Annotated in this window: 21 protein-coding genes and 2 pseudogenes; 10 read left to right on the top strand and 13 right to left on the bottom strand. The window is 70.4% G+C overall.

The window, feature by feature from the left end:
• Positions 1-10: 10 nt before the first annotated feature.
• Entirely contained in the window at positions 11-868 is an 858-nt protein-coding gene (locus ABZV00_RS14905) for a hypothetical protein (protein WP_355605943.1), read from the bottom strand.
• A gap of 377 nt (positions 869-1,245) precedes the next feature.
• Between ABZV00_RS14905 and ABZV00_RS14900 the strand changes: the two genes are divergently transcribed.
• The gene (locus ABZV00_RS14900; protein ID WP_355605940.1) at positions 1,246-3,621 is read left to right on the top strand and encodes a glycosyltransferase; all 2,376 of its coding nucleotides are present in this window, start codon (positions 1,246-1,248) and stop codon (positions 3,619-3,621) included.
• On the top strand, positions 3,618-4,292 hold the full coding sequence (locus ABZV00_RS14895) for a polysaccharide deacetylase family protein (protein ID WP_355605937.1): 675 nt from the start codon (positions 3,618-3,620) through the stop codon (positions 4,290-4,292). The genes ABZV00_RS14900 and ABZV00_RS14895 overlap by 4 nt, the downstream gene beginning before the upstream one ends.
• A gap of 11 nt (positions 4,293-4,303) precedes the next feature.
• Here the strand turns inward: ABZV00_RS14895 and ABZV00_RS14890 are convergent, their stop codons facing one another.
• From ABZV00_RS14890 to ABZV00_RS14880, 3 genes are all read right to left on the bottom strand, one after another.
• Positions 4,304-5,236, bottom strand: a complete 933-nt coding sequence (locus ABZV00_RS14890) for a glycosyltransferase family 2 protein (protein ID WP_355605934.1) — start codon at positions 5,234-5,236, stop codon at positions 4,304-4,306.
• Between the two features lie 195 nt (positions 5,237-5,431).
• A complete protein-coding gene (locus ABZV00_RS14885) occupies positions 5,432-6,784 on the bottom strand; it encodes a UDP-glucose/GDP-mannose dehydrogenase family protein (protein ID WP_355605931.1) in 1,353 nt (450 codons plus the stop codon).
• A 71-nt stretch (positions 6,785-6,855) separates the two neighbouring features.
• On the bottom strand, positions 6,856-8,250 hold the full coding sequence (locus ABZV00_RS14880; protein ID WP_355605928.1) for a sugar transferase: 1,395 nt from the start codon (positions 8,248-8,250) through the stop codon (positions 6,856-6,858).
• Between the two features lie 467 nt (positions 8,251-8,717).
• On the opposite strand from ABZV00_RS14880, the gene ABZV00_RS14875 reads away from it, so the two are divergent.
• The 4 genes and pseudogenes from ABZV00_RS14875 (at position 8,718) to ABZV00_RS14860 (ending at position 10,916) form a co-directional block, all read left to right on the top strand.
• Positions 8,718-8,801 carry a sugar phosphate nucleotidyltransferase gene (locus ABZV00_RS14875; RefSeq protein WP_355605985.1) on the top strand — a complete coding sequence of 28 codons (84 nt, stop codon included), beginning with the start codon at positions 8,718-8,720 and terminating at the stop codon, positions 8,799-8,801.
• Between the two features lie 57 nt (positions 8,802-8,858).
• On the top strand, positions 8,859-9,821 hold the full coding sequence (locus ABZV00_RS14870) for an IS30 family transposase (protein WP_355605925.1): 963 nt from the start codon (positions 8,859-8,861) through the stop codon (positions 9,819-9,821).
• A gap of 22 nt (positions 9,822-9,843) precedes the next feature.
• Positions 9,844-10,233: pseudogene (locus tag ABZV00_RS14865) on the top strand (sugar phosphate nucleotidyltransferase); the annotation flags it as partial.
• Positions 10,225-10,916, top strand: a pseudogene (locus ABZV00_RS14860) (sugar nucleotide-binding protein). The pseudogenes ABZV00_RS14865 and ABZV00_RS14860, both read left to right, overlap by 9 nt.
• Here ABZV00_RS14860 and ABZV00_RS14855 read toward each other — a convergent pair.
• Positions 10,913-11,389, bottom strand: a complete 477-nt coding sequence (locus ABZV00_RS14855) for a GNAT family N-acetyltransferase (protein ID WP_355605923.1) — start codon at positions 11,387-11,389, stop codon at positions 10,913-10,915. The pseudogene ABZV00_RS14860 and the gene ABZV00_RS14855 overlap by 4 nt on opposite strands.
• A 141-nt stretch (positions 11,390-11,530) precedes the next feature.
• On the opposite strand from ABZV00_RS14855, the gene ppdK reads away from it, so the two are divergent.
• Positions 11,531-14,191, top strand: a complete 2,661-nt coding sequence (ppdK, locus tag ABZV00_RS14850; RefSeq protein ID WP_355605920.1) for a pyruvate, phosphate dikinase — start codon at positions 11,531-11,533, stop codon at positions 14,189-14,191.
• Positions 14,192-14,202: 11 nt separating this feature from the next.
• A complete protein-coding gene (locus ABZV00_RS14845) occupies positions 14,203-14,643 on the top strand; it encodes a hypothetical protein (RefSeq protein ID WP_355605918.1) in 441 nt (146 codons plus the stop codon).
• Between the two features lie 123 nt (positions 14,644-14,766).
• Here the strand turns inward: ABZV00_RS14845 and ABZV00_RS14840 are convergent, their stop codons facing one another.
• Positions 14,767-15,228 (bottom strand): cyclic nucleotide-binding domain-containing protein, encoded by a 462-nt coding sequence (locus tag ABZV00_RS14840; RefSeq protein ID WP_328414200.1) that lies wholly within the window; start codon positions 15,226-15,228, stop codon positions 14,767-14,769.
• A gap of 162 nt (positions 15,229-15,390) precedes the next feature.
• Between ABZV00_RS14840 and ABZV00_RS14835 the strand changes: the two genes are divergently transcribed.
• On the top strand, positions 15,391-16,278 hold the full coding sequence (locus ABZV00_RS14835) for a universal stress protein (RefSeq protein WP_355605914.1): 888 nt from the start codon (positions 15,391-15,393) through the stop codon (positions 16,276-16,278).
• 113 nt (positions 16,279-16,391) lie between these two features.
• Positions 16,392-17,279 (top strand): universal stress protein, encoded by an 888-nt coding sequence (locus ABZV00_RS14830; protein WP_355605911.1) that lies wholly within the window; start codon positions 16,392-16,394, stop codon positions 17,277-17,279.
• On the opposite strand, the gene ABZV00_RS14825 is transcribed toward ABZV00_RS14830, so the two are convergent.
• The 7 genes from ABZV00_RS14825 to ABZV00_RS14795 form a co-directional block, all read right to left on the bottom strand.
• Positions 17,209-17,907: an FMN reductase gene (locus ABZV00_RS14825; RefSeq protein ID WP_328414194.1), complete on the bottom strand. Its 699-nt coding sequence runs from the start codon at positions 17,905-17,907 to the stop codon at positions 17,209-17,211. The two genes, ABZV00_RS14830 and ABZV00_RS14825, sit on opposite strands and share 71 nt — an antisense overlap.
• A complete protein-coding gene (locus tag ABZV00_RS14820) occupies positions 17,904-19,043 on the bottom strand; it encodes an LLM class flavin-dependent oxidoreductase (RefSeq protein WP_328414192.1) in 1,140 nt (379 codons plus the stop codon). The genes ABZV00_RS14825 and ABZV00_RS14820 overlap by 4 nt, the downstream gene beginning before the upstream one ends.
• Positions 19,044-19,178: 135 nt before the next feature.
• On the bottom strand, positions 19,179-19,445 hold the full coding sequence (locus ABZV00_RS14815) for a ubiquitin-like small modifier protein 1 (protein ID WP_328414190.1): 267 nt from the start codon (positions 19,443-19,445) through the stop codon (positions 19,179-19,181).
• A 10-nt stretch (positions 19,446-19,455) separates the two neighbouring features.
• Positions 19,456-20,541, bottom strand: a complete 1,086-nt coding sequence (locus ABZV00_RS14810; RefSeq protein ID WP_355605906.1) for an exo-alpha-sialidase — start codon at positions 20,539-20,541, stop codon at positions 19,456-19,458.
• An 89-nt stretch (positions 20,542-20,630) separates the two neighbouring features.
• Positions 20,631-21,272, bottom strand: a complete 642-nt coding sequence (locus tag ABZV00_RS14805; protein WP_355605903.1) for a DNA-3-methyladenine glycosylase — start codon at positions 21,270-21,272, stop codon at positions 20,631-20,633.
• A gap of 304 nt (positions 21,273-21,576) precedes the next feature.
• A complete protein-coding gene (gene nhaA / locus ABZV00_RS14800) occupies positions 21,577-23,454 on the bottom strand; it encodes a Na+/H+ antiporter NhaA (RefSeq protein ID WP_355605982.1) in 1,878 nt (625 codons plus the stop codon).
• Positions 23,455-23,509: 55 nt separating this feature from the next.
• Positions 23,510-23,755: an MFS transporter gene (locus ABZV00_RS14795; RefSeq protein ID WP_355605980.1), complete on the bottom strand. Its 246-nt coding sequence runs from the start codon at positions 23,753-23,755 to the stop codon at positions 23,510-23,512.
• Positions 23,756-23,767: the final 12 nt, after the last annotated feature.

Raw genomic sequence — 23,767 nt, 5'->3', positions numbered from 1 at the left:
CGGACCGGTTTCACCAGCTGACACAGGCCAACTCGCTGTAGAGATAGTCGATCTGATCCGGTGTGAGGCGGTCGCTCTTGAACATCTTGCGGCGGGGCGACCCGAGCATGATCGAGCCAGCCGGCCGCTCCCCCACCACCCTCAGTTCGGCCAGAGTCGCCAGCGCGCCATGGCGGATCAGCAGGTGCCGGGCGAGTGGGCGGGCCAACCGACGGAACAGCTCCTCGTCGCTCACGTACAGGATCGACGCGAAGACCGGCAGGTCCTTTCGGCGGTCCTTGCGGAACACGACGTAGCAGTGCCCGCCGCCGTTGACGAGCAACAGGTGCCGTGCCGCGCCCGTCGCCACGTGATCCTGATAGATTTCGAGTTCGGACGGGGACAGCGTGGCCTGAATCCGGGCGGGATCGCTGCTGATGACGGACCGCCCGGGCCAGGACGGCCACGGCAGGTTGGGCACCAGGGCCGTGGCGGTGTCGAGGAAGCTGAAGCCGAGCCGGGCGTTGAGCGGCACCACGTTGCCACTCGGCGACAGGTCGGTGAAGTGGTACCCGTCCTGCGACAGCAACCTCTTCAGCAACCGCAGGCTGTGGAACCGGTACTGCGGCAACACACACCAGGCGCCCAGGTTGCAGAACTGCTCCGGCCGGCCATCGATCCACCGCTCCGAATAGAAGGCGAGGTAGACGCCCACCACGCCCTCGTCGGCAAGCAGCAGGAAGCCGTGATTGGGCGCGTCGACCTTCCATGGGACGAGCATGGCTCCGGCCCAGGCGTCCACCGATACCCGGCGATTGAGGTGCCGGTGGAGGAACTCCGCGGCCGCCTGCACCTCGGCGCTGGTGATGGGGAGAACCCGCACGGCCATCTACGTCCCCATCCCAAGTCCTCTTTCCCCGCGCCCCGAACGCGCCAACGCCGACCGTAACCGGCCCGGGCGACGATATCTCGCAAGGCCACTCGGCCGGCTCGCATTGCCGGGTTTCCGTCACCTGCCAACGCCCCAGTGGCGATCGGCCTCCTGATCGGCCCCGCTCGACAAAATCTTGATTCGCCCACCGAACGGACGATGTTTCGATGGCCGAAAAGCGCGCCATCCCCAGCCGCGCGCGCAAGGCACTGGGGCCAGGCGCGCCGTAACCCACGTTAACTGTCCCTATTCAACGGGCCATAGTGGCAGGCTAAAGCGGCCACCGTTTACTCAGAGCGTCCAAAAAGGGGAGACAGCGGCGTGCGGAATGGGCTTTGGCAAACCCGCTTGCAAAGAATCCGACACTGATTGTCCGGGTGGCGCCTTGTTTACCCGCCGCCTGGTCCTGCAGTGTTACCGGCGTCACTGTGGACCGTTCAGAAGAGGAAGTGATCCGCGCTGTGAAGGATCGGCCTCATGTCACCATCCTCATCGCCAACCTTCCCGCCGAGCGTGACCGCCGCGTCATCCGTGAGTGCCTGAGCTTGGAGGCCAACGGTTTTGACGTCACTGTGATCGCGCCCCGTGGAGACAAGAACCTCCGGATCCTGCCCGGCAGCAGGGGCACCCGACTCAAGCCCTATCCGCTGATTGTCTACGGTTCAGGCGTCGTCTCGTACGCGGTGGAGTTCGGCTGGTCCTTCCTCTGCATCGCGATACGACTGCTCGGTGAACTGTTCACTGGGCGGGCACATGCGGTTCAGGTGTGCAATCCCCCCGACGTCTACTTTCCACTCGCGTTGATCTGGCGGGCACTCGGTCGTCCGTGGGTGTTCGACCACCACGACCTCTGCCCCGAGATCTACGTCGCCCGCGCCGGCGGGTCCGCCAACAAACTGGTGTTCCGCGCTCTGGTCATGCTCGAGTGGTTCACCCTTCGGACGGCCACAGCGGTCATCGCGACGAACGAGTCCTTCCGCAAGAACGCCATGCGCCGAGGGGTGCCGCCGGAGAAGGTCACCGTGGTGCGCAACGGCCCGGCGGCGAGCGAAATCTCCCGCGACGAGAGCCCGGTTCCGGACCGACGGGGCAACGACGTTCACAAGATCGTCTACCTCGGTGTCTTCGGACCGCAGGACAACGTCGAGGTCGCGGTGCTGGCCGCCGAGGAGCTGGCAAAGCGGCGGAGCCGCAGAGACTGGCGGATGGTTCTCGCCGGCGACGGCGAGACGATGGTCAGCCTTACAAAGCTCGCCGCCGAACGTGGGCTGAACGACCTCGTCGAGTTCACTGGTTGGCTCGACGGGCCGGCGGTCGACTCGCTGCTGCGCACGGCCACCATCGCGATTCAGCCCGACCTGCCGACTCGGATGAACCATCTCTCCACGATGGCCAAGACCGTCGAATACCTCGGCAGAGGCATCCCCGTCGTCGCGGTCGACCTGATCGAAACCCAGCGTTCCGCTGACGCGGCCGCTCTCTACGTGCCGAACGGATCACCCGCCGAGTTCGCCGAGGCCATCGACAGACTGCTGGACGACACCGCGCAACGCGAACAGATGCACGATGTCGCCCTGAGCCGCTTCACAACGGTGCTCGCCTGGGAACATCAGGCACAGCAGTACGTATCCCTCTGGCGGCGGTTGCTGGCCCGTCGCCTAGGCCAGCCGGTCGCAGCAGGGCCGGACGCGCCGAGATCCCCACGGAGCACGACGGCCGACCACGCCGTTCACGCCGACCGGCCCGCCGCCTCGCCTCTGGACGCCGTCCATGCCAGCGTCGTCATCGCGGCGCACAACGAAGCCGGCGTCATCGGGCGCTGCCTGGACACGCTGATGGCAGATGCGAGAGACGGCGAGTTCGACATCACGGTGGTCGCCAACGGGTGCACTGACTCCACCGCGCAGATCGCCGGGAGCCGACCGGGGGTACGGGTCGTCGAGCTTGGTGTGGCCGGCAAGCCGGCCGCGCTCAATGCGGGCGACGTGGTTGCGGTCGGCTTTCCGCGCATCTATCTGGACGCCGACGTCGTGGTGACGACGCAGGGGCTGCGGCTTCTCGCCGACGCCGTACGCCCGCCGCTCGGCGCGGCTGCCGGCCGCGCGCTGGCGGTCGTTCCCCGCCGGGGGCTGGACCTGACCCGCCGGCCGCTGCTGATACGCGCCTACTTCGCCATCCATCGCCATCTGCCCGCCTTCCGCGACGGCCTGTTCGGGCGGGGTGTGATCGCTCTGTCCGCGGAGGGGCGGAAACGGTTCAAGACCTTTCCTGACATGGTCGCCGACGACCTGTTCCTCGACTCCCTGTTCGAGCGGTCCGAAAAGCGGGAAGTTTCGGGGGTGACCTCCCTGGTCGCCACGCCACACCGCGTTGCTGACCTGGTACGCCGGCTCACGAGAGTGCGCAGCGGCAATGCGGCCATGCGCGCCACCGCTTCGAGCGAATCAGCCCCGACGAGGGTACGTGCCGCGAGGCGGCTCTCCTGGCTCCGCGATGTCGTCCTTCCTCGGCCCTGGCTGGCGCCCGCCGCGGTCTGCTACGTCGCGATCAGCCTGGCCGCGGCGTCCCGCGCACGACGCGTGGGCCGAGGCGAGCAGACCTGGGAACGCGACGAATCGTCACGGCGTGTACCGACCGTCACGTCGCCTGGCACAGTACGCGGGCCGGCCGAGAGCATTCCGGCCAGCGGGTTTCAATTGAGGGACGAATGACGACGGACGACCGGATCATCAACATCTGCTTCCACGGAATCGGCGAGCCCGAACGGGACCTGGAACCGGGCGAGGACCGGTACTGGGTCGGCAACGATCAGTTCCTTGCGATCCTCGGCGAGGTGGCGACCTGGCCTGCCGTACGGATCAGCTTCGACGACGGCAACATCTCGGACCTGCGATTCGGGCTTCCCGCCCTGATGGAACGGAACCTGACGGCCGACTACTTCGTGCTGGCCGGTCGCATTGGCAAGCCGGGCAGCCTCGGTGAGCGGGACGTGTGGGAGTTGCAAAACGAACACGGCATGACCATCGGAACTCACGGCCTGTCACACCGATCGTGGCGCGGCATGGACCCGAGAACCGTCTATGACGAGCTGGTGGTGGCTCGAAAGCGACTGGCCGCGGTGTGCGAAGCGCCGGTCGACCTGGCCGCTTGCCCGCTCGGCCGCTACGATCGACGGCTCCTGGCCGACCTGCGGCGCCTCGGCTACACGCGCGTGTTCACCAGCGACCGTAGAACGGCCGATCGACGGACGTGGCTTCAACCGCGCTTCAGCGTCCGGCGGGAGGACACGCCTGCGTCGCTGCGCGCCGAGGTACTGGCTCGGCCGAGCCTTCTCCGCCGCAGCCGACTCAATGCGATCGGGATCGCCAAACGCCTCCGGTGACCGGTCGGGTTCTAGGCAGCCGGACGGACGCTGTGCGGTCCCGGCGTTTCCCGGAACCGGGCCGGGCTGAGGAGTGCGCGTACGGCGGCCTGACTCGGGCGCCGGCGTAGCAGGGCGCGGCTCAATTCGCGGGCGAGCAGGGCCGCCCAGAAGGCGGCGGTGGCGAGGCGGCCGTGGCGACGGCGGTAGAGGCGTACCCGGTTGAGCGTCAACAACGCCCACATGCCCGGCGACTGCCGGGAATCGCCCTCGAGGTGCACGGCCTCGGCGGCGGGTGTGAATCGGGTGATGAAGCCGGCGTCCCGGGCTCGCAAAGCGAAGTCGGTCTCCTCTGAATAGAGGAAAAAGTACTCCTCCCACGGCGCGCATCGGCGCCAGCACTCAGCGCCGATCAGCAGCGTCGAGCCCTCCGCCCACGCTGTGATCGCCTCGTTGGCGTAATGACCGTGATCGGTGACCACCTCGCCGAGCGCCGGATACCGGCCCGCCCGCTCGGCGCCGAGGACCGCATCGCCGAGAGTGCGCAGGATGCTGGGCTCTCGCCGCATCGTGAAGATTAGTTCTCCGTCGCCGTCGACCAGCCGTGGCACGGCGATACCGGTGCCCGGCGTTCGCAGGGCCTTGATCAGCTCGAAGCCGCATCCAGCACCGAGCCGGACGTCCGGATTGAGTACGAGCACCGCGCTGTGTGGTTCGGCGGCGGCCACCCCGGCATTGATACCGGCGGCATAGCCGGCGTTCCGTCCCATCTCCACCACCGTGGCGGCCGGGGCGAGCTGCCGCACCGCGTCGACCGTGCCGTCCGCGGAGGCATTGTCGGCGACCGTCAGGTGCCAGTCGATTCCCGCAAGCCCTGGCCTCAGCGAAGCGATCAGATCGGCGAGAAGACGCTCGCTGTTGTAGGTGACTACCACCACCGCGATGGTTTCATCGCTGCTGCTCAATACCGCTCCTCAACAATTGTGAGCCCGCCCCATGAGACCGGCTCGTATATCTTGCCTGGTCAGCGGATTGGGTGAAAGACCGAGTCAGGTAGGTTTGGTGTCGGCTACCGGTCATCGGCCTCGCGCCTGAGCCGGCGCGGCGTCGGTGGACGGATCCAGCGGATCCACCACGCCCGGAGCAGACCGGGCCAGCCGTCACGGGCGGCCAAGGGCCCGGTACTCCCAACCCGCCGCTTGCCATCGGGCCGGGTCCAGGGCGTGCCGGCCGTCGGCGATACGCGGCCTCGCCACCACCGTACGCAGCGCCGCCGGGTCGATTTCCCGGAACTGCGACCACTCGGTCAGCAGCACCACCACGTCCGCGCCGGTTGCCACATCGAAGGCACTGTCACCGTATTCGAGCGCCGGATACGCCCGGCGCGCGTTGGCCATGGCCACCGGGTCGAAGACCCGCACCCGTGCCCCCGCCCGGTGCAGGGCGCTCGCGACGTCGAGCGCGGGCGCGTCCCGGATGTCGTCAGAGTTCGGCTTGAACGCCGCGCCCAGGGCCGCCACCCGGACCCCGCGCAGGTCCCCGCCGGCGAGTTCGCGTACCAGGTCCACCATGCGTTCCCGGCTGCGCTGGTTGATCCCGTCCACCTCGCCCAGGAAGGCCACCGCCCGCCCCACGCCCAACTCCTCGGCCCGGTGCATGAACGCGCGGATGTCCTTGGGCAGGCACCCGCCACCGAAGCCCAGCCCCGGCCGCAGGAACCGGCTGCCAATCCGCTCGTCGAGGCCCAGGGCCGTGGCCAGGTCGTACACGTCCGCGCCGCTGGCCTCGCACACCTCTGCCATGGCGTTGATGTACGAGATCTTGGTGGCCAGGAAGCCGTTCGCCGCGACCTTGACCAGCTCCGCGGTCTGCGGATCCGTCACCAGCACCGGGCAGCCCTGGTCGACCACCGGAGCGAACACCTCGCGCAGGCGTCGCTCGGCCCATCGGGAGGAAACGCCGAACACCAACCGGTCCGGACGCATCGTGTCGTCGACGGCGAAGCCCTCGCGGAGGAACTCAGGGTTCCAGGCCAGCTCCACGGCGTCGCCGGCCGGCGAGACGGCGTGCATCAGGTCGGTGAGCCGGGCGGCGGTGCCGACCGGAACCGTGGACTTGCCGACGACCAGCGCACGTCGGTGCAGGCCACGGGCCAACGTGATCAGCGCCGCCTCGACATGCCGCAGGTCAGCCGCGTACGAACCGGCCCGCTGCGGGGTCCCCACGCAGAGAAAATGGACGTCGCCGAAGTCGGCCGCCTCGGCCAGGGAGGTGGTGAAGCGCAGCCGCCCCGAATCCAGCGCCTTGGCCAGCAACTCGGGCAGCCCGGGTTCGAAGAAGGGCACCTCGCCCGCGGCCAGCCGCTCGATCTTGTTTGCGTCGACGTCGACGCCGAGCACCTGGTAGCCGAGCGCGGCCATGCACACCGCGTGGGTGGCCCCCAGGTAGCCGGTGCCGATGACGGTGAGCTTGTGGGCAGCGCCATCCACCGGTTCGGTGCACCCGGTGTTCATGGTTCCTCCAGAAGGATCAGGACGCGACCGACAGCGCGTGCGCCAGTCGTGCGATGACGGGGTGCGGGCGGTCAGTAGGCTCCGGAGCTGCGGACGACGGCGCTCAGCGTGCGGACCAGGATCACCAGGTCCATGGTCAGCGACCAGTTCTCCACGTACGACAGGTCGAGCCGGATGGACTCCTCCCAGGACAGGTCGGACCGGCCGGAAACCTGCCACAGCCCGGTCAGGCCGGGCTTGACGACCAGACGCCTGCGCATGTCCGACGGATAGTTGGCCACCTCACGCGGCAGCGGCGGCCGCGGTCCGACCAGCGACATGTCACCCCTGAGCACGTTGACGAGCTGCGGGACCTCGTCCAGCGACAGCCGGCGCAGCCAGCGCCCGACCCGGGTCACCCGGGGGTCCTGGCGCATCTTGAACAGCTCCCCGTCGGTCTCGTTGCGGTCGAGCAGTTCCGCCAGGCGTTCCTCGGCGTTCACGTACATGGTTCGGAACTTGTAGATGCGGAACGGCCGGCCGTTCTTGCCCACCCGCACCTGGCGGAAGATGGCGGGTCCACCGGCACCCGGGCTCACCCGGACCAGCAGGGCGATCGCGAGCAGCACCGGGGCGGCGACAATCAGCAGCAGGAGCGCCGACACCCGGTCGAAGACCGCCTTGACGACCCGCCGGCCGCCCTTCAACCGAGGGTGCTCGACGTGCAGCATCGGCAGGCCGTCGACGGGTCGGACGGTGGTGCGGTCGCCGGCCACGTCCACGAGGTTGCTGGCGACGATCAGGTCGACCTCGTCGCGTTCGAGTTGCCATCCCAACCGGCGCAGGGCGGATCCCGCCATCTCGGGACAGGAGAGCACGACCACCGTGTCCGCACCCGTGCCCGTGACGGCCGCCGGAACGTCCGCGAAGGTGCCGAGGATCGGCGGCAGCCCGCCGGCGCGCGGCTCCGCGGTTCCCGCCGGCGGATGCGGGAGACAGGCGCCGACCACGCCGAGCCCGTGATAGCACTCGCGGCGCAGCCTCCTGGTCATCTCCGCGACGGCGAGCTCGTGCCCGACCAGGATCACCCGGTGCAGCCGCTCACCGCGGGCCCACGACCGGTGGAGCTGCTGGCGGACCAGGTAGCGCATCGCGACGCCGGCGACGGTGACCAGTGGCATCGCGATGATCACGTAGCCTCTGGCGATTCGGAAGTCGAACGCGAGGGAAATGACCGCCAACGTGGCGGTAACGGCGAGACCGGTTTGGAAGACCCGGGCGTACTCATCATTTCCCACGAATAGATGGCGCGATTCATACGCTCGGTTGAGGGTGAGCGCCAGCACCCAGGCGAACGGCAGCGCAAGGGTGAGCCAGAGATGGCCACGGTTGTACGGCTCCGCCGTCGCCGGGCCGAATCTAAGGCTCAGCGCCACCACGGCCGACCCGGCACCGACCATGAGGTCGACCACGCAGAGTGTGGCCACGTAACGGGACTGCCAACCAGTCCGCAGTGAAGTGACCGAATGGCCTATCGGCGCCCGCTCACCCTCCCGCCTAGTCGTGCCGTCAATGACCTGCACGATTTCTACCAATGCACACCGCCCCCACGTACACGCGCCGACGACCAGCCACGCCCCTGCGGCTTGTCGTCCGGCTCGAGTTGGTGCGGTACCCGCGAAGACTGCGCGTCCGGGGGCCCCTTCCCGGAGGCGTTGGCGGGACCGACTGAGGTATGAGCATGCTGACCACGGACTCAATGCGCCAGCATCGTATTCGGCATTTCTGAGCTAAAGTCGAATTGCCGACAACGCACAGGCTGACCGGCGGCCGACCCTATACCGGACCGGTGTTTCACAATGGCCGTCCAGTTGCCCCGGTCAACCGAACGAGGCGGCGGTGAGACACTTTCGGACGTTCCCAGGTGACGCTTCGCGGCCGGTAACCTCGCGCTATGCGCGGAATCCTTCTCGCCGGCGGCACCGGAACGCGGCTGTGGCCGATCACCCGTGCAGTGGGCGAGTTCAGGCGGTCGTAGCATTTGATCTTGGCGGGTCGGTGGGACAGGATTCCTGCTGTGCGCAACCTGTTGACCTTGGCCGATCGTGAAGAGATCTCCCGCGGCCTGGCTGAGGGCCTGGAATACCAGGAGATCGCCCGGTTGATCGGTCGGAACCCGTCGGTGGTCTCCCGGGACGTGGCCCGGCACGGCGGCCGTGCGCAGTACCGGGCGGTGGCCGCGGACGAGGTGGCCGCAGCAGGCCGGCAGCGGCCGAAGGCGTACGCGGTCAACCGCTTACCACGGCTGAAGGCGGTGGTCACGGAGCTACTCAAGGGCGGCTGGTCGCCGGCGTCGATCGCGGGCCGGTTGCCGCGCGACTACGCCGACGATCAGGCTGTACGGGTGTCTCACGAAGCGATCTACCAGTGGATCTACGCCCAGCCGGTGTCCACCCTGGCCCGCGAGCTGATCCGGCTGCGCACTGGCCGCACCGTGCGCCGCTCGGGTCCACGGCCCGCACCGGCACCGCGGATCCGCGAGCCCCGCTACCTCGACGAACGTCCCGCCGAGGTCGAGGACCGCAAGGTGCCGGGACATTGGGAGGGCGACCTGGTCATCGGCAAGGGCGGCAAGTCCGCGGTCGCGACGCTGGTCGAGCGGACCTCACGGTTCGTGGTCCTGGTCCCGCTGTCCGGCCGCGACGCGCTGACCGTGGGCGACGCGGTGATCGCCGCCGCCGGGAACCTCCCACCGCAGATCGCGAAGTCACTGACCTGGGACTGCGGCTCCGAGATGGCCCAGCACGCGAGAATCACCGCCGCCGGGCTGCCGGTCTACTTCGCTCGCCCACACTCGCCGTGGCAGCGCGGCAGCAACGAGAACGCGAACCGTATCCTGCGCGAATACTTCCCGAAAGGCATCCCGATCACGTCCGACCCGAAGTACCTGGCGATGGTGGCTTCCGAAATCAACGACCGACCCCGTAAGATCCATAATTGGAAGAAGCCCTCCGAGATTTTCGCCGAACTCGTAGAGGCAAATGCTTCGACTGCCTGAATCTGCCGTGTCCAAGCAACTCATGCCAATCTTCGACAAGCCGATGATCTACTATCCGCTGTCTACATTGATCATGGCGGGCGTACGCGAAATCCTGATGATCACCACACCCGAGGATCAGGACCAGTTCCGTCGCGTGTTCGGTGACGGCGCCCAACTGGGGCTGCGGCTTGAGTACGCCGTACAGCCACGCCCGGAGGGAATCGCGCAGGCCTTCCTCGTCGGCGCCGACTTCATCGGCGCCGAATCCGTGGCCCTGGTGCTCGGCGACAACATCTTCCACGGCGTCGGGCTCGGCCGGCAGCTCGCCGGTCACGGAGACCTCGTCGGCGGTCGAATCTTCGCCTACCAGGTGGCTGACCCCGGGGCGTACGGAGTGGTCGACTTCGACGCCGACGGCAGAGTGCTAACCGGCGTCGCCGGAGCCGAGGCCCGGGAGCAGGCCGCCACCGCCGTCAACGGCGACACGGTCGCCAACCTGGCCAGCGGCTGCGCCGCGACCGGGGCGCGGATGATTCACATCTCCACCGACTACGTCTTCCGGGGCGACGCCACCGAGCCGTACCCGGAGGACGCCCCGACCTGCCCGGTCAACGCGTACGGCGCAGCAAACTCGTCGGAGAGCTCGCCGTGACCCGGTTGCTCCCCGACGCCGGCTATGTCGTGCGCACCGCCTGGCTCTACGGCGCGCACGGGCCTAACTTCGTCGCGACCATGCTGCGGCTCGCCGGAGAACGCGAGCGGCTCGACGTGGTAAACGACCAGCGGGGGCAGCCCACCTGGTCATACCGGCTGGCAGAGCAGCTCGTCGTGCTGACCGGCGCGGCGCTGGCCGGCCACGCCGCCCCCGGCATCTACCACGGCACCGCCTCGGGCGAGACGACCTGGTACGGCCTGGCACGCGCCGTGTTCGGCCTGCGCGGCCTCGACCCGGACCGCATCCGGCCGACAGCCAGCGACGGTTACCGGCGGCCCGCGCCCCGTCCGGCGTACAGCGTCCTGGGCCACGGCCGCTGGGGTGCGGCGAATCTGCGGCCGCTGGCGGACTGGCGATCGGCCCTGGCTGAGGCACTGGCCACCGGTCGGACCTGTTAGGCGGGCAGCTCCAGCAAATACTCCTCGACCTCGGCGCCGCGGCCGTTGGCGTACCCCGAATCCTCGCCGACCACCACGAAGCCGCACTTGCGCAGCACCGCGAGGGACGCGGCGTTGTCCTTGGCGGCGCGGGCGTGCACCGGCCGGGGCAGCTCGCGCAGCAGGGCGGCCAGGGCCGCCGTGGCGTGGCCCCGGCCCCAGCGGGCCCGGTCGATCCAGTAGCTGACCTCGGTGCGGTCACCGTCCGGGAAGGCGGTGACGTAGCCGACCACCTCGCCGTCGGCCTCGACGGTGCGGACCACGATCGTCGGGTCGGTGAGCACCCGTGCCCAGTGCCGGGCGAACTCGCGGTGGTCGGACGGGTCCGCGGCGACGAAAGCGGCCATCCGGTTGGCCTCCGAATCCTGCTGGTACAGGAAGAACTCCACGAGATCGTCTTCGCGGACCGGGCGTAGCCGCACGTCGGAGGTCATCGGGCGAGGATACGCGGCGGAGGTGCCGGTCCGGGACCTCTGGCCCGCCGGCCGTACCGTCCGGCCCTGCCGGCACGCCCTGGCGCATTGGTACCAATGGATGCAGAGGTCCGTGCGGCAACGGAAGTGGAGGCCGGAGCCATGTCCAAGTACGTCTACGACTTCATCGAGGGTGACCGGGGCAGGGCCGACCTGCTGGGGGGCAAGGGTGCGAACCTGAGCGAGATGACCCGGCTGGGGCTGCCGGTGCCGCCGGGCTTCACCATCAGCACCGACGCCTGCCGGGAGTACCTGAAGACCGGGGCGCCCCCGGACGGGCTCTTCACGGAGGTCAACGCGCACCTGCGCGACGTGGAGGCGCGGCTGGACCGGCGGCTCGGCGACCCGCACAACCCGCTGCTGCTGGCGGTCCGCTCCGGTGGCCGGTACTCGATGCCCGGGATGATGGAGACGGTCCTGGACATCGGGCTCAACGACACCACGGTCGGCGGTCTGGCCGCGCACAGCGGCGACGCCCGCTTTGCCTGGGACTCGTACCGGCGGTTGATCCAGATGTTCGGCCGTACGGTGCACGGGCTACCGGCGGAGGAGTTCGAGCGGGAGCTCGAGGCGCTGCGTGCGACGGCCGGGCCGGCCGGGCCGAACGCCGAACAGCTGCGCGACCTGGTGCAGACGTACAAGAAGATCTTCGCCGCGCAGGTCGGGCACGAGTTCCCGCAGGCCCCGCATGAGCAGCTCTACCTGGCCATCCGGTCGGTGTTCGAGTCGTGGAACTCCGAGCGGGCGCGGTTGTACCGCCGCCAGGAGCACATCCCGGACGACCTCGGCACGGCGGTCAACGTCATGGCGATGGTCTTCGGCAACCTCGGCCCGGACTCCGGCACGGGGGTGGCGTTCACCCGCGATCCGGCCACCGGCACTCCCGGGATCTACGGCGACTACCTCACCGACGCCCAGGGTGAGGACGTGGTGGCCGGCATCCGTAACACCGTCGGCCTGCCCGAGCTGGCGCACATCGACCCGGTGAGTTACCGCCGGCTCGTCGAGATCATGGCGACGTTGGAGCGGCACTACCGGGACCTGTGCGACATCGAGTTCACCATCGAGCGGGGTCGGCTCTGGATGTTGCAGACCCGGGTCGGCAAGCGGACCGCCGCGGCGGCGTTCGTGATCGCCGCGCAGCTGGTCGACGAGGGGCTGATCACGCTGGACGAGGCCCTGCACCGGGTCACCGGCGCCCAACTGGCCCAGCTGATGTTCCCCGCGTTCGACCTGGCCGGCGCGCCCGAGCCCCTGGCCGTCGGCCTCGGTGCCTCGCCTGGCGCCGCCGTGGGCCGGGTGGTCTTCGACTCGGCCGCGGCGGCGACGGCCGACGGGCCGGTGATCCTGGTGCGGCGGGAGACCAACCCGGATGACCTGCCCGGCATGATCGCCGCGGCGGGAGTGCTCACCTCGCGCGGCGGCAAGACCTCACACGCCGCCGTGGTGGCCCGGGGCATGGGGCGTACCTGCGTCTGCGGCGCGGACGCGCTGCGGATCGACCCCGAGCGCGGCGAGTTCACCGTCGGCGACCGGGTCGTGCGGGCCAGCGAGGTGATCTCGATCGACGGGACCACCGGTCGGGTCTACCCGGGCGAGGTGCCGGTGCAGCCCTCCCCGGTCGCCCGCTACCTCGCCGGTGACCTGTCGCCGCAGGCAGACCCGCTGGTCGCGGCGGTGCACCGGCTGCTCGGGCACGCCGACGCGGTGCGCCGGCTGGGCGTACGGGCCAACGCGGACACCGGCGCGGACGCCCGGCGGGCCCGGCGGTTCGGCGCCACCGGCATCGGTCTGTGCCGCACCGAGCACATGTTCCTCGGCGAGCGTCGGGAGCTGGTGGAACGGCTGATCCTGGCGGACGGACCGGACGAGGTGACCGACGCCTTGGACGCGTTGCTGCCGCTGCAGCGGGCCGACTTCGTGGAGATCCTGACCGCGATGGACGGGCTGCCGGTGACGATCCGCCTCATCGACCCGCCGCTGCACGAGTTTCTTCCCCCGCTGCACGAGCTGACGGCCCGGGTGGCCCGGGCCGAGGCGCGCGGCGAGGACCCGGGCCGCGACGGTCGCCTACTGACGGCCGTACGGCGGATGCACGAGTCCAACCCGATGCTCGGGCTGCGCGGTGTGCGGCTCGGGCTGGTGATCCCGGGCCTGTTCGCCATGCAGGTCCGGGCGGTCGCCGAGGCCGCGGCGCAGCGGGTCCACGACGGCGGGGACCCCCAGCCCGAGATCATGGTGCCGCTGGTCGGCGACGTGCGGGAACTCCGCGCGGTGCGCGCCGAGATCGAACCGGTCCTCGCCGGGGTGCCGGACGCGCCGACGATCCCGATCGGCACGATGATCGAGGTGCCCCGGGCGGCACTGACCGCCGGGGAGATCGCCGAAGCGGCGCACTTCTTCTCCTTCGGCACCAACGACCTGACACAGACCGCCTGGGCGTTCTCCCGCGACGACGTGGAGGTTTCGTTCTTCAGCGCCTACCTGGAGCGGGGCATCTTCGGCGTCTCGCCCTTCGAGAGCATCGACGCCGTCGGCGTGGGCCGCCTGGTCAGGTCGGCCGTGGCCGAGGGTCGGGCCGCCCGGCCGGACCTGACCATCGGGGTCTGCGGCGAGCACGGCGGCGACCCCGACTCGATCTCGTTCTTCGCCGACGCCGGCCTGGACTACGTCTCCTGCTCGCCGTACCGGGTGCCGATCGCCCGGCTGGCCGCCGGGCGGGCCACCGTCGACGCCACCACCGGCACGTCCGACTCCCGTTAGGAGGCAGCGCCATGACCGCGATCCTCAACCCGACCGGTGCCGCCCCGCTGCGCCCGCCACCGACCCGCCCGGCACCCGAGCCGGTGACCATGGGACCGGTGGGACCGGTGCTGGAACTGCCGGGCACACCGGCGAGCGCGCTGGTGCCGGTGATCCGCGACGGCCAGGCGATCGGGGCGTACGTCCTCTCCGGTGGGCGGGTCCGGTACCGGCCGGTCACCGACCCGGACCGGCTGGTCGCCGCGGCGACCGGCGCGTTCGCCATCGCGGTGCTCACCGCCACCGTCGCCGTGGTGGGCCGTCGCAAGCCGCCGGCGATCGGCGCGGTGACGATGGGACCGGGTGGCTGGGTCAGCCTGCGCGGAGTACGCCCGCCAGCGCTGCGCCCGGCGACACCGCGCCCGTGGTGGGCACGGGTGCTGCGGGCCCGCCGACTGGTCGTCGAACGCTGAGCACCAGGCCGCCGGGGTCGGTCCGCGACCCCGGCGGTCGCGCGGACGTGGCTCAGGCGACGACGGCCGCGACCGCCAGTGCGGCGGCCACCCGAGCCGAACGGGGAGTGACCGTCTACTGAGTCAGGCGGCCGGATAGCCGTACAGCTCGCGCAGCCGGCTGCGGGACGCCTGGAGCCGGTCCACCACCACGGCCATGAGCCGCAGGGTGAGCTGCCGGCCAAGGGCGTCATCGGATTCGATCAGCCGCCGCACGCCCTCGGCCGTGAACTCGATTGTCGTGGTGCGTTGCACCGCGACCGCACCGAACTGCCAGCGGTACGGCGGGAAGATCCAGGACCAGCCGAGCACCCCGCCCGCGCCGATCGTCTCGATCCCCACGTCTCCGCGGCCGGGCACCGGAAAGTCCAGCGCCACCTCGCCGCGGTTGATCAGCCAGAACCGTTCGGCCGGCTGGCCGGCGCGGAACACCCGGTGCCCGGGATGCCACACCACCGGCCGGGCGTACCCGGCCAGCCGCGGCAGCCACTCCTGCGGCACGCCGGTGAGAAAGGGATGCTCCCGGAGAACGTCCAACGCGGTCATAGCGGCGCCCCTTCCTCGACCTCTGGGTCACTCGTCGCGAGTCCATCGGACTCCTGCCACGGCTGCGGCGTCAGGGCCGTTGGTCCCCCTTGACGCGGGCACCATGCCTCTGACCGGGGCGGCGGCGCGGAGGGAGGCTGAGGTTGAACAAAGGAGGATGTGATGACCACCAGAACCGGTGCTTTCGTCGTGGTGGGTGTCGACGGTTCCGCCTCCGCGCTGGACGCGGTACGCGCGGGCGCCCGAGCAGCCGCCGCCCAACACCTTCCGCTGCGGGTGGTGCACGCGTTCGTCTGGCCGCTGTACGCGACCGTGCAGGGCCCGCTGCCAACCGATGTCGGCCTCCGCCGCGAGGCCGACGAACTCGTCGCCGAGGCGGTCGCCGAGGCCAAGAAGGTCTCCGCAGACCTGCCGGTCACCGGCGCGGTGGTCGACGGCACGCCCACGCCGGTGTTGCTGCGCGCGACCCGCGACGCGGCGCTGCTGGTACTCGGCCACCGTGGTCTCGGCGGCTTCACCGAACTGCTGGTGGGCTCGACGGCCGTTCAGGTTTCCGCCCGCGCCGACTGCCCGGTGCTGGTGGTCCGGGGCGAGTCCCGGGCCGACGGTCCGGTGGTGGTGGGCGTCGACGGCTCGGCGCTGTCCACCGAGGCGCTCGGCTTCGCGTTCGCCGAGGCCGCACGGCGGGACACCACGCTGGTAGCGGTGCACGCCTGGCAGATCCCGACGTCGTTCATCGCGGGTGAGGTGCTCCCGTTGGTGTACGACCTGGACGCGGCCACCGCCGCGGAGGAGCGAACCCTCGCCGAAGCCGTGGCCGGCTGGTCCGAGCGCTACCCGGAGGTGCCGGTGCGGCAGCGAGTCGTCTACGGGGCACCGGCCCGGGTGCTGATCGAGGAGTCCGCGGCGGCGCAGCTGACCGTGGTCGGGGCGCACGGACGCGGCGCCCTCGGCGGGATGCTGCTCGGCTCGGTCAGCCACACGGTGCTGCACCACGCGAAGGGTCCACTGGCGATCGTCCGGCACCAGGCCGGGAGCCGCAAGAACTAACGTCGCCTGCCCCCGCCGCGTCGGCCGTTGCTCCGGCCGACGCGGCAGCGCGTCGAAGCAAATGCCGGCGTCGCACGCCGGGTGCGTCGACAATGACCTGACCGACCGAGGGAGTGCCGATGAACCGACCTGTCGTGGTGGGTGTGGACGGATCGCCGTCCAGCCTCGTCGCCGCGGAACACGCGGCCCGTGCCGCCCTGCTCCGGTCCCGGCCGCTGCTCCTCGTCCACGGCTACCTGCACCCGCTCGGCTACGGCGTGCCGCTCAACCCGTACGACCTCGGGGTGCCGGCGCCCTCCGAGGAGGCGCAGAAGATGTTGGAGCGCACGGCGGCCGACCTGGCCGACCGCTGGCCCGGCCTCGACGTCGAGGTACGCCAGGTCGCCGGCGGTCCCGGCGCCACCATGGTCGAGGCGTCCCGGCGTGCCGAACTCGTCGTGGTGGGCAGTCGAGGGCTGGGCGGGTTCGTCGGGCTGCTGCTCGGCTCGGTCGGCGGGCAGGTGGCCGCGCACGCGCACTGCCCGGTGCTGGTGGTCCGCCCCGACGAGCAGCCGATCCCGGTGAACGAGCCGGTGCTGGTCGGCGTGGACGGATCCGAGTCGTCCCGGCTCGCCGCCCAGTACGGCGCCGACGAGGCGGCGCTCCGCGACGTCCCGCTGGTGCTGGTGCATGTCGGCCCGCCGGACGGCGACCGGCCGGTCCCGGACGAGGTCGAGGAGTCACAGGCCGCGTACCACGCGGAGGCGGTGCGGCTGCTGGCCGACGCGTCCACCGCCGTCCGGGCCGACCATCCCGGCCTGGTGGTGCGGGAGCATCCGGTCCGGGCGGCCGGCACGGCCCAGGGGCTCATCGAGGCGAGCGGCGGAGCGTCGCTGCTGGTCGTGGGCACCCGGGGCCGGCGCGGATTCACCGGGCTGTTGCTCGGCTCGGTCAGCCAGGCGGCGATCCAGCACGCGCACTGCCCGGTGCTGGTCGCTCATCCGTACGACCGGGAGGGCTGACCTGGTCGTCGTCGCCCCGGCCGAGCATCTGCAGGAAGTCGGTGGTGAGGGCGAACGGGTCGGCAGGGCCGCTGACCGGCAGCCGACGCTCGACCTGGTCGGCCAACTCCCCGGCGGCGCGCCTGATCCGACCCCGCAACGCGCCGTCCGCGGTGCCACCGGACCAGTCCTCCGGGGCCGCGAAGACCGTGGTGGGGACCACCACCGCCCGCAGGTAGCTGAACATCGGGCGGACGGCGTGCTCCAGGGCCAGCGAGTGTCGGGCGGTGCCCCCGGTGGCGGCGATCAGCACCGGCCGGTCGACCAGCGACTCGGACTCCACCACGTCGAAGAAGGACTTGAACAGCCCGCTGTACGACGCGTTGAAGATCGGGGTGACGGCGATGATCCCGTCGGCCCCGGTCACCGCGTCGAGGGCCCCGCGCAGGGCGGCCGGCGGGAACCCGGTGAGCAGGTTGTTCATGACGTCGTGGGCGTACTCGCGCAGGTCGACGACGCGCAGCTCCACCTCGGCGCCGCGCCGGACCAGCTCGTCGCGGGTCGCCGCGGCGAGCTGGTCGGCGAGCAGCCGGGTGGACGAGGGCTGGCTGAGGCCGGCCGAGATCACGGCGAGGGTGCGGCGGGTCACCGGGCCACCTCGGGCGCCTTACCCGTCACGTCGTCGACGGCGTGGACGGTGCTGTCCTTGGCGCCGCCGGCATTGGCCACCAGCGAGGCGTGCGTGGGCGCCTCCGGCACGTGCGCCGGGCGCAGTGCGGCGAACTCCTTACGCAGCACCGGCACGACCTCCTCGCCGAGCAGGTCGAGCTGCTCGAGCACCGTCTTCAGGGGCAGCCCGGCGTGGTCCATCAGGAACAACTGCCGCTGGTAGTCACCGACGTAGTCGCGGAAGCTGAGCGTCCGGTCGATGACCTGCTGCGGGCTGCCCACGGTCAGCGGGGTCTCCCGGCTGAACTCCTCCAGCGACGGCCCGTGCCCGTAGACCGGCGCGTTGTCGAAGTAGGGCCGGAACTCCCGGACCGCGTCCTGCGAGTTGCGCCGCATGAACACCTGCCCGCCGAGGCCGACGATGGCCTGGTCGGCGGAGCCGTGGCCGTAGTGCGCGTACCGCTCCCGGTAGAGCCCGACCATCCGCTGGGTGTGCTCCTTCGGCCAGAAGATGTGGTTGGCGAAGAAGCCGTCACCGTAGTACGCGGCCTGCTCGGCGATCTCCGGGCTGCGGATCGAGCCGTGCCAGACGAACGGGGGAACCCCGTCGAGCGGGCGCGGCGTCGAGGTGAACGACTGCAGCGGGGTGCGGTGGCGGCCCTTCCAGTCGACCACGTCCTCGCGCCAGAGCCGGCGCAGCAGGTCGTAGTTCTCGATGGCCAGGGGGATGCCGGCGCGGATGTCCTTGCCGAACCACGGGTACACCGGGCCGGTGTTACCCCGGCCCATCATCAGGTCCACCCGGCCGTCGGCCAGGTGCTGGAGCATTGCGTAGTCCTCGGCGATCTTCACCGGATCGTTGGTGGTGATCAGCGTGGTCGCGGTGGACAGCAGCAGCCGCTCGGTACGCGCCGCGATGTAGCCGAGCATCGTGGTCGGCGACGAGGGAACGAACGGCGGGTTGTGGTGCTCGCCGGTGGCGAAGACGTCCAGGCCGACCTCTTCGGCCTTGAGCGCGATGGTGACCATCGCCTTGATCCGCTCATGCTCGGTCGGCTCCCGACCGGTGGTCGGGTCGACCGTGACGTCGCCGACGGTGAAGACTCCGAACTGCATGACCAGCTCCTCAAGTGTCGAACGGGTCCGTGGTATCCGGACACTGCGCCCAACATATTTGACGAGTCAACTATTCCGTCGGCGGTACGCCCCTCGGTGGCGCCGGTCACCCGACAACGGACGTGGGGTGCCGGCTCAGCCCCCCGCGACCGAGGGCAGCACCTGCACCTCGGCACCGTCACCCACCGGGGTGGCCAGCCCGCCGGAATGCCGGCAATCCTCCCCGTCGACGAAGACGTTGACATAACGGCGCAACTCGCCACGCTCGTCGCGGATCCGCCGGGCCAGCCGCGGATGATCGGCGGCCACCTCGTCGAGAACCGCCCGCAGCGTCCCGGCCGCGGTGACGCTCAGCCGACTGGCGCCGCCGGCCTCGCCGCGCAGCGGGCCGGGCAGCAGCACAGTGACCACCTCACACCGCCGCAGCGCGGACGCAGAGCACGTCGGGCAGGTGCGCGGCCACCAACGACCAGGAGTCGCCCTCGTCGCGACTGGCGTAGACCTCGCCGGAGCGGGTGCCGAAGTAGACCCCGCCCGGGGTGGCGTCGTCGGCGCACATCGCGTCGCGCAGCACCGCCGGGTAGAACGGCCCTTCAGGCAGCCCCACCGACAACGGCTCCCACTTGCCGCCGGCGTCAGCCGAGCGGAACACCCGGCAGCGGTGGTCGGTCGGGAACCGCTCGCTGTCGGCCACCAGCGGGAAGGTCCACACCATGCCGGCCCGCGCCGGGTGGGACACCATGGCGAAGCCGAAGTCGCTGGGCAGCCCATCGGCGATCGAGGACCAGGTGCGGCCGTCGTCGTCGGAGCGGTAGACGCCGTGGTGGTTCTGCGCGTACAGCCGCTCGGGGTTGCTGGCGTCCCGGGCGACCTTGTGCACGCACTGGCCGAACTCCGGCCACTCGTCGGGCATGAAGTAGGCACGGATGCCGGTGTTGCCCGGCGCCCAGCTCGCCCCGGCGTCCTCCGAGCGGTAGACCCCGCCGGTCGACATGGCGACCAGCAGCCGAGCCGGGTCACGCGGGTGCGGCAGCACGGTGTGCACGGCCTGACCGCCGAACCCGGCCCCCCACTCGGGCCGGTGCGGGTGGTCCCACAGCGACCGGACCAGCTCGAAGCTGCGACCGCCGTCGGTGGAGCGGAACAGCGCCGAGGGCTCGGTGCCGGCCCAGACCACGTCCGGCTCGTCGGGGCCGGCCGGCATCAGCTGCCAGACCCGCCCCAGCGTCGCGCCGGTGTCGGCCGGGAAGGCGACCGGGGCCTGGTCGGGCTCGTCCCACGAGGCGCCGAGGTCGTCGCTGGTGGCCACGCTGGGCCCGAAGTGTGAGCTGGTCACCCCGGCGAGCAGCCGCGGGGTGGGGCGGCGGGTATCGACCGCGACCGAGTAGACGCCGGTCATCGAAAAATGCGGGCCGGTGATCTCCCAGTTGCGCCGGTCGTCGGCGCTGGTGGCGAGAAACAACCCCTTGGCCGTGCCGATCGCGAGCAGCGTTGTCATGACGTCCTCCGAACCGTCGGCGTGCAGGTGCGGTGATTATGGCCACACCCACCGACAGTTTCACCAGGGCACACGCCGGGGCCGGGCGCTCAGCCCCGGGCGCGGGGCACGTGCCGCCGGTACGCGCTGACCGTCGGGTCGCCGTCGAGCCAGAACCGCCACGGCACGTCGTGCGCGCCGGTCACGCCGACCCGCGGCCCGGCGAGCACCGCCTGGGCCGGCACCGGACGCTCCGGCGGACGCAACCGGACCGGCCCGTCGCCGAGCAGGTACCCGCCGTACGCCGCCCGGTCGATCCCGAGCGCGGCGCAGAGCCGGGCCGGACCACGGGCCAGGTCCACGTCCCGACGTACCGCCGGTCGACGAGCCCGCGCCGTGGCCAGGCCGTCGACCACCTCCCCGGCGCGCAGCAGCACCGCGGCGGCCTCCCCCTCGACCCCGGTGACCACGTTCATGCACCAGTGCATCCCGTAGGTGAAGTAGACGTAGGCGTGCCCGGCCGGCCCGAACATCACCGCGTTGCGCGGGGTGCGCCCCCGATACGCGTGCGAGGCCGGGTCACCGGCCGTCCCGGCGTACGCCTCGACCTCGGTGATCCGGACGGTGACCCCGCCGGCGTCCAGCCGACAGCCCAGCAGCCCGCGGGCGGCCGGCAGCAGCGGGCCGGCGAGCAGGTCCCCCAGCATCGCCAGGTCGGCGTCGACGGCGCGGTCCTCCGGCAGCAGGTCCATAACCCCGACAGTACTGTCGGTTCTCAGTGACGATTTCAGCTGGCCGATAAAGCACCGACCGCATACCGCTACGACGACGTGTCGCGGGGCGCGACCGCACGGGTCATTCACCCGCTGCTGGTGACGACGCTACTCGGCATCGCTCCCGGCCACCGTCGATCGGCTACGCCGCGCTGGCGCTTCTGCACAAGCCTCGATGAGGTGTCGGATCCTCTTGACGCTCCCATCGCTTCGCGTCAAGGCACGAGTTCGCGCGGCAGGATCTGACGGCCGACCGGCGTGCTGTCGAGTCAACGGAACGCGCTTATTTACGGGTCGCTGGTGCCTCGCGGCCGAGGCGGGCCCGGGCTCGGGCCATACGAATGGCGGCGGTCAAGGCCGTGATGTCGTAGGCGCCGTAGTGGCGACGGCCGTTGATGAAGAACGTCGGGGTGCCGGACACTCCGCTGTTGTCGGCCGAGTCGATGTCGCTTTCGATGCGGCCGGCGTGGGCCTGGCTTATCAGATCGTCGTGGAAGCGTTTCTGATCCAGACCGAGGTCGCCGGCGTATTTGATTAGATCAGTGATGTTCAGCTTGTCCTGGTGTTCGAGCAGCAGGTCGTGCATCTGCCAGAACTTGCCCTGAGCGGCCGCTGCTTCGGCGGCCTCGGCTGCTAGCCGGGCTTGCGGGTGCACGTCTGACAGAGGCAGGTGACGCCACACGAAACGCAGGTCGGCGTGGCCCAGCAACTGCCGGACGACTGGCTCGGCCTTCCCGCAGTACGGGCACTGGAAGTCGCCGTACTGCACCAGCGTTACCGACGCACCGGCTGGGCCGCGGACGTGGTCCTGCTTCTCGTCGACTCCTGGGATGAGGTCGATCAGCTCCGTCATGTCGCCGAAGAGCGCCCGGGTGCGCTTGTCCCTGGGCAACATGTTGGTGACGCGGAACGCGTTCCAGGTCAGCGCTGAGGATACGATCGCGGCGCTGAGCACCCCGACTTTGGCCTCGGCCAGTTGGTCGCCGGTGAAGGCCAGGCTGGCGATCAGCAGCGACACCGTGAAGCTGACACCGGCGATCGTGCCGCTGCCGAGCACGCCCGCCCAGCCCACGGCCGGACGGATGCGGCCGTGTGAGATCCAGGTGAGCCCGGCCGAGGTGCCGATCACGGCGAGCGGCTTGCCGACGACATACCCGAGCAGCACGCCCCAGGTGACAGGCGACGTGAACGCCTGGGCCAGGAACGGACCGTCGATGCTGATGCCAGCGTTGGCCAGGCCGAACAGCGGCACGATGGCGTAGCTGGACCAAGGGTGGTAGATGCGCTGAAGGCGGTCGTTGGGCGATAGCGTATTCGCGAGGCCGATCGAAGCCGTACGCGCGAGCGTGGGCGTCGGCTGCTCACGGAACGACCGGAACAGCCCGCTGACCTGCTCGAGCTCAACTCGGCCGGGAGAGTAGGCGAACGCGGTCAACCCGATGGCCAGTCCGGCCACCACCGGGTCGACTCCGCTGACCAGCAGCGCGCCCCACATCACGATGGCGACCGGCACGTACGCCGAGCCACGTCGGACGCCGGCTGCGCGGATGGCCAGCATGACCGCGAACGCCGCTACGGCCACCACGATTGGCATCATCTTGATGTCGTCGCTGTAGACCAGGGCGATGACGATGAGTGCGATCAAGTCGTCGACCACGAACACGGTGAGCAGGAAGATCCGGACCCGGTCGGGCACGCCCCGGCCGAGCAGTGCCAGCAGGCCCAACGCGAGGGCGGTGTCGGTCGACATAGCCACGCCCCAGCCATGCGCGCCCGGCCCGCCGTGGTTGATCACCAGGAAGATCAGCACCGGGATCAGCATGCCGATCACGCCGGCCACGCTGGGCAGCACGAAACGTCGCCGGTCGCGTAGGTCGCCGAGGTCGAACTCGCGCCGCGCCTCAAGGCCGACGACCAGGAAGAACAGAGTCATCAAGCCGCTGTTGATCCAGGTGTGCAGGTCGCGGGAGAGCTCGAGGTGCCCGAGGCGCAGGGACAGTTGGGTGCGCCAGACGGCTTCGTAGGAGCCGAGGTCGATGTTGGCCCAGAGCAGTGCGGCGACGATGGCGGCCACGAGCACGCGGGCGCTGCCGGACTCAGTTCGCAGAAAGGCTCGCAGCGGTGCCGCTAGATTCCGCTTCGAGATCGTTCGGTCGCTCATCTTGGTTTCGGTCACACGTCACCTTCCGACGCGCTGGCCGGGCCAGCATGGATAGCTAGATCACGTGCCGCAAATGCGGGCATGCGACCCCTCGGTTCAGTACTGATCGCGCTGCCCCAGCTGTGGCCGACTGCGCAGAGAGCGACGAGGCCCGCCGATGCCCCTGCAGGATGCGGGCGACTATCAGTGAGTTCATGGTCGGGACGACCGCGCACATGATCGACGCGATGGTGAACCCGGCGATACCCACGAGGAGGATTCGCCTGTGGCCGTAGCGGTCGCCGAGCGCGCCGGCCAGCAGGATCAGCGCGGC

It is taken from the genome of Micromonospora sp. NPDC005173, assembly GCF_040608515.1.
Classification (GTDB): Bacteria; Actinomycetota; Actinomycetes; order Mycobacteriales; family Micromonosporaceae; genus Micromonospora.
This window is presented reverse-complemented; position numbering and strand designations above follow the sequence as displayed.

Excerpts from the sequence above, each read along its gene's own strand:
- ABZV00_RS14905 (WP_355605943.1), bottom strand. The coding sequence starts at position 868 with ATGGCCGTGCGGGTTCTCCCCATCACCAGCGCCGAGGTGCAGGCGGCC.
- ABZV00_RS14895 (WP_355605937.1), top strand. The coding sequence starts at position 3,618 with ATGACGACGGACGACCGGATCATCAACATCTGCTTCCACGGAATCGGC.
- ABZV00_RS14885 (WP_355605931.1), bottom strand. The coding sequence starts at position 6,784 with ATGAACACCGGGTGCACCGAACCGGTGGATGGCGCTGCCCACAAGCTC.
- ABZV00_RS14875 (WP_355605985.1), top strand. The coding sequence starts at position 8,718 with ATGCGCGGAATCCTTCTCGCCGGCGGCACCGGAACGCGGCTGTGGCCG.
- ABZV00_RS14855 (WP_355605923.1), bottom strand. The coding sequence starts at position 11,389 with ATGACCTCCGACGTGCGGCTACGCCCGGTCCGCGAAGACGATCTCGTG.
- ppdK (WP_355605920.1), top strand. The coding sequence starts at position 11,531 with ATGTCCAAGTACGTCTACGACTTCATCGAGGGTGACCGGGGCAGGGCC.
- ABZV00_RS14845 (WP_355605918.1), top strand. The coding sequence starts at position 14,203 with ATGACCGCGATCCTCAACCCGACCGGTGCCGCCCCGCTGCGCCCGCCA.
- ABZV00_RS14840 (WP_328414200.1), bottom strand. The coding sequence starts at position 15,228 with ATGACCGCGTTGGACGTTCTCCGGGAGCATCCCTTTCTCACCGGCGTG.
- ABZV00_RS14835 (WP_355605914.1), top strand. The coding sequence starts at position 15,391 with ATGACCACCAGAACCGGTGCTTTCGTCGTGGTGGGTGTCGACGGTTCC.
- ABZV00_RS14820 (WP_328414192.1), bottom strand. The coding sequence starts at position 19,043 with ATGCAGTTCGGAGTCTTCACCGTCGGCGACGTCACGGTCGACCCGACC.
- ABZV00_RS14810 (WP_355605906.1), bottom strand. The coding sequence starts at position 20,541 with ATGACAACGCTGCTCGCGATCGGCACGGCCAAGGGGTTGTTTCTCGCC.
- ABZV00_RS14805 (WP_355605903.1), bottom strand. The coding sequence starts at position 21,272 with ATGGACCTGCTGCCGGAGGACCGCGCCGTCGACGCCGACCTGGCGATG.
- nhaA (WP_355605982.1), bottom strand. The coding sequence starts at position 23,454 with ATGAGCGACCGAACGATCTCGAAGCGGAATCTAGCGGCACCGCTGCGA.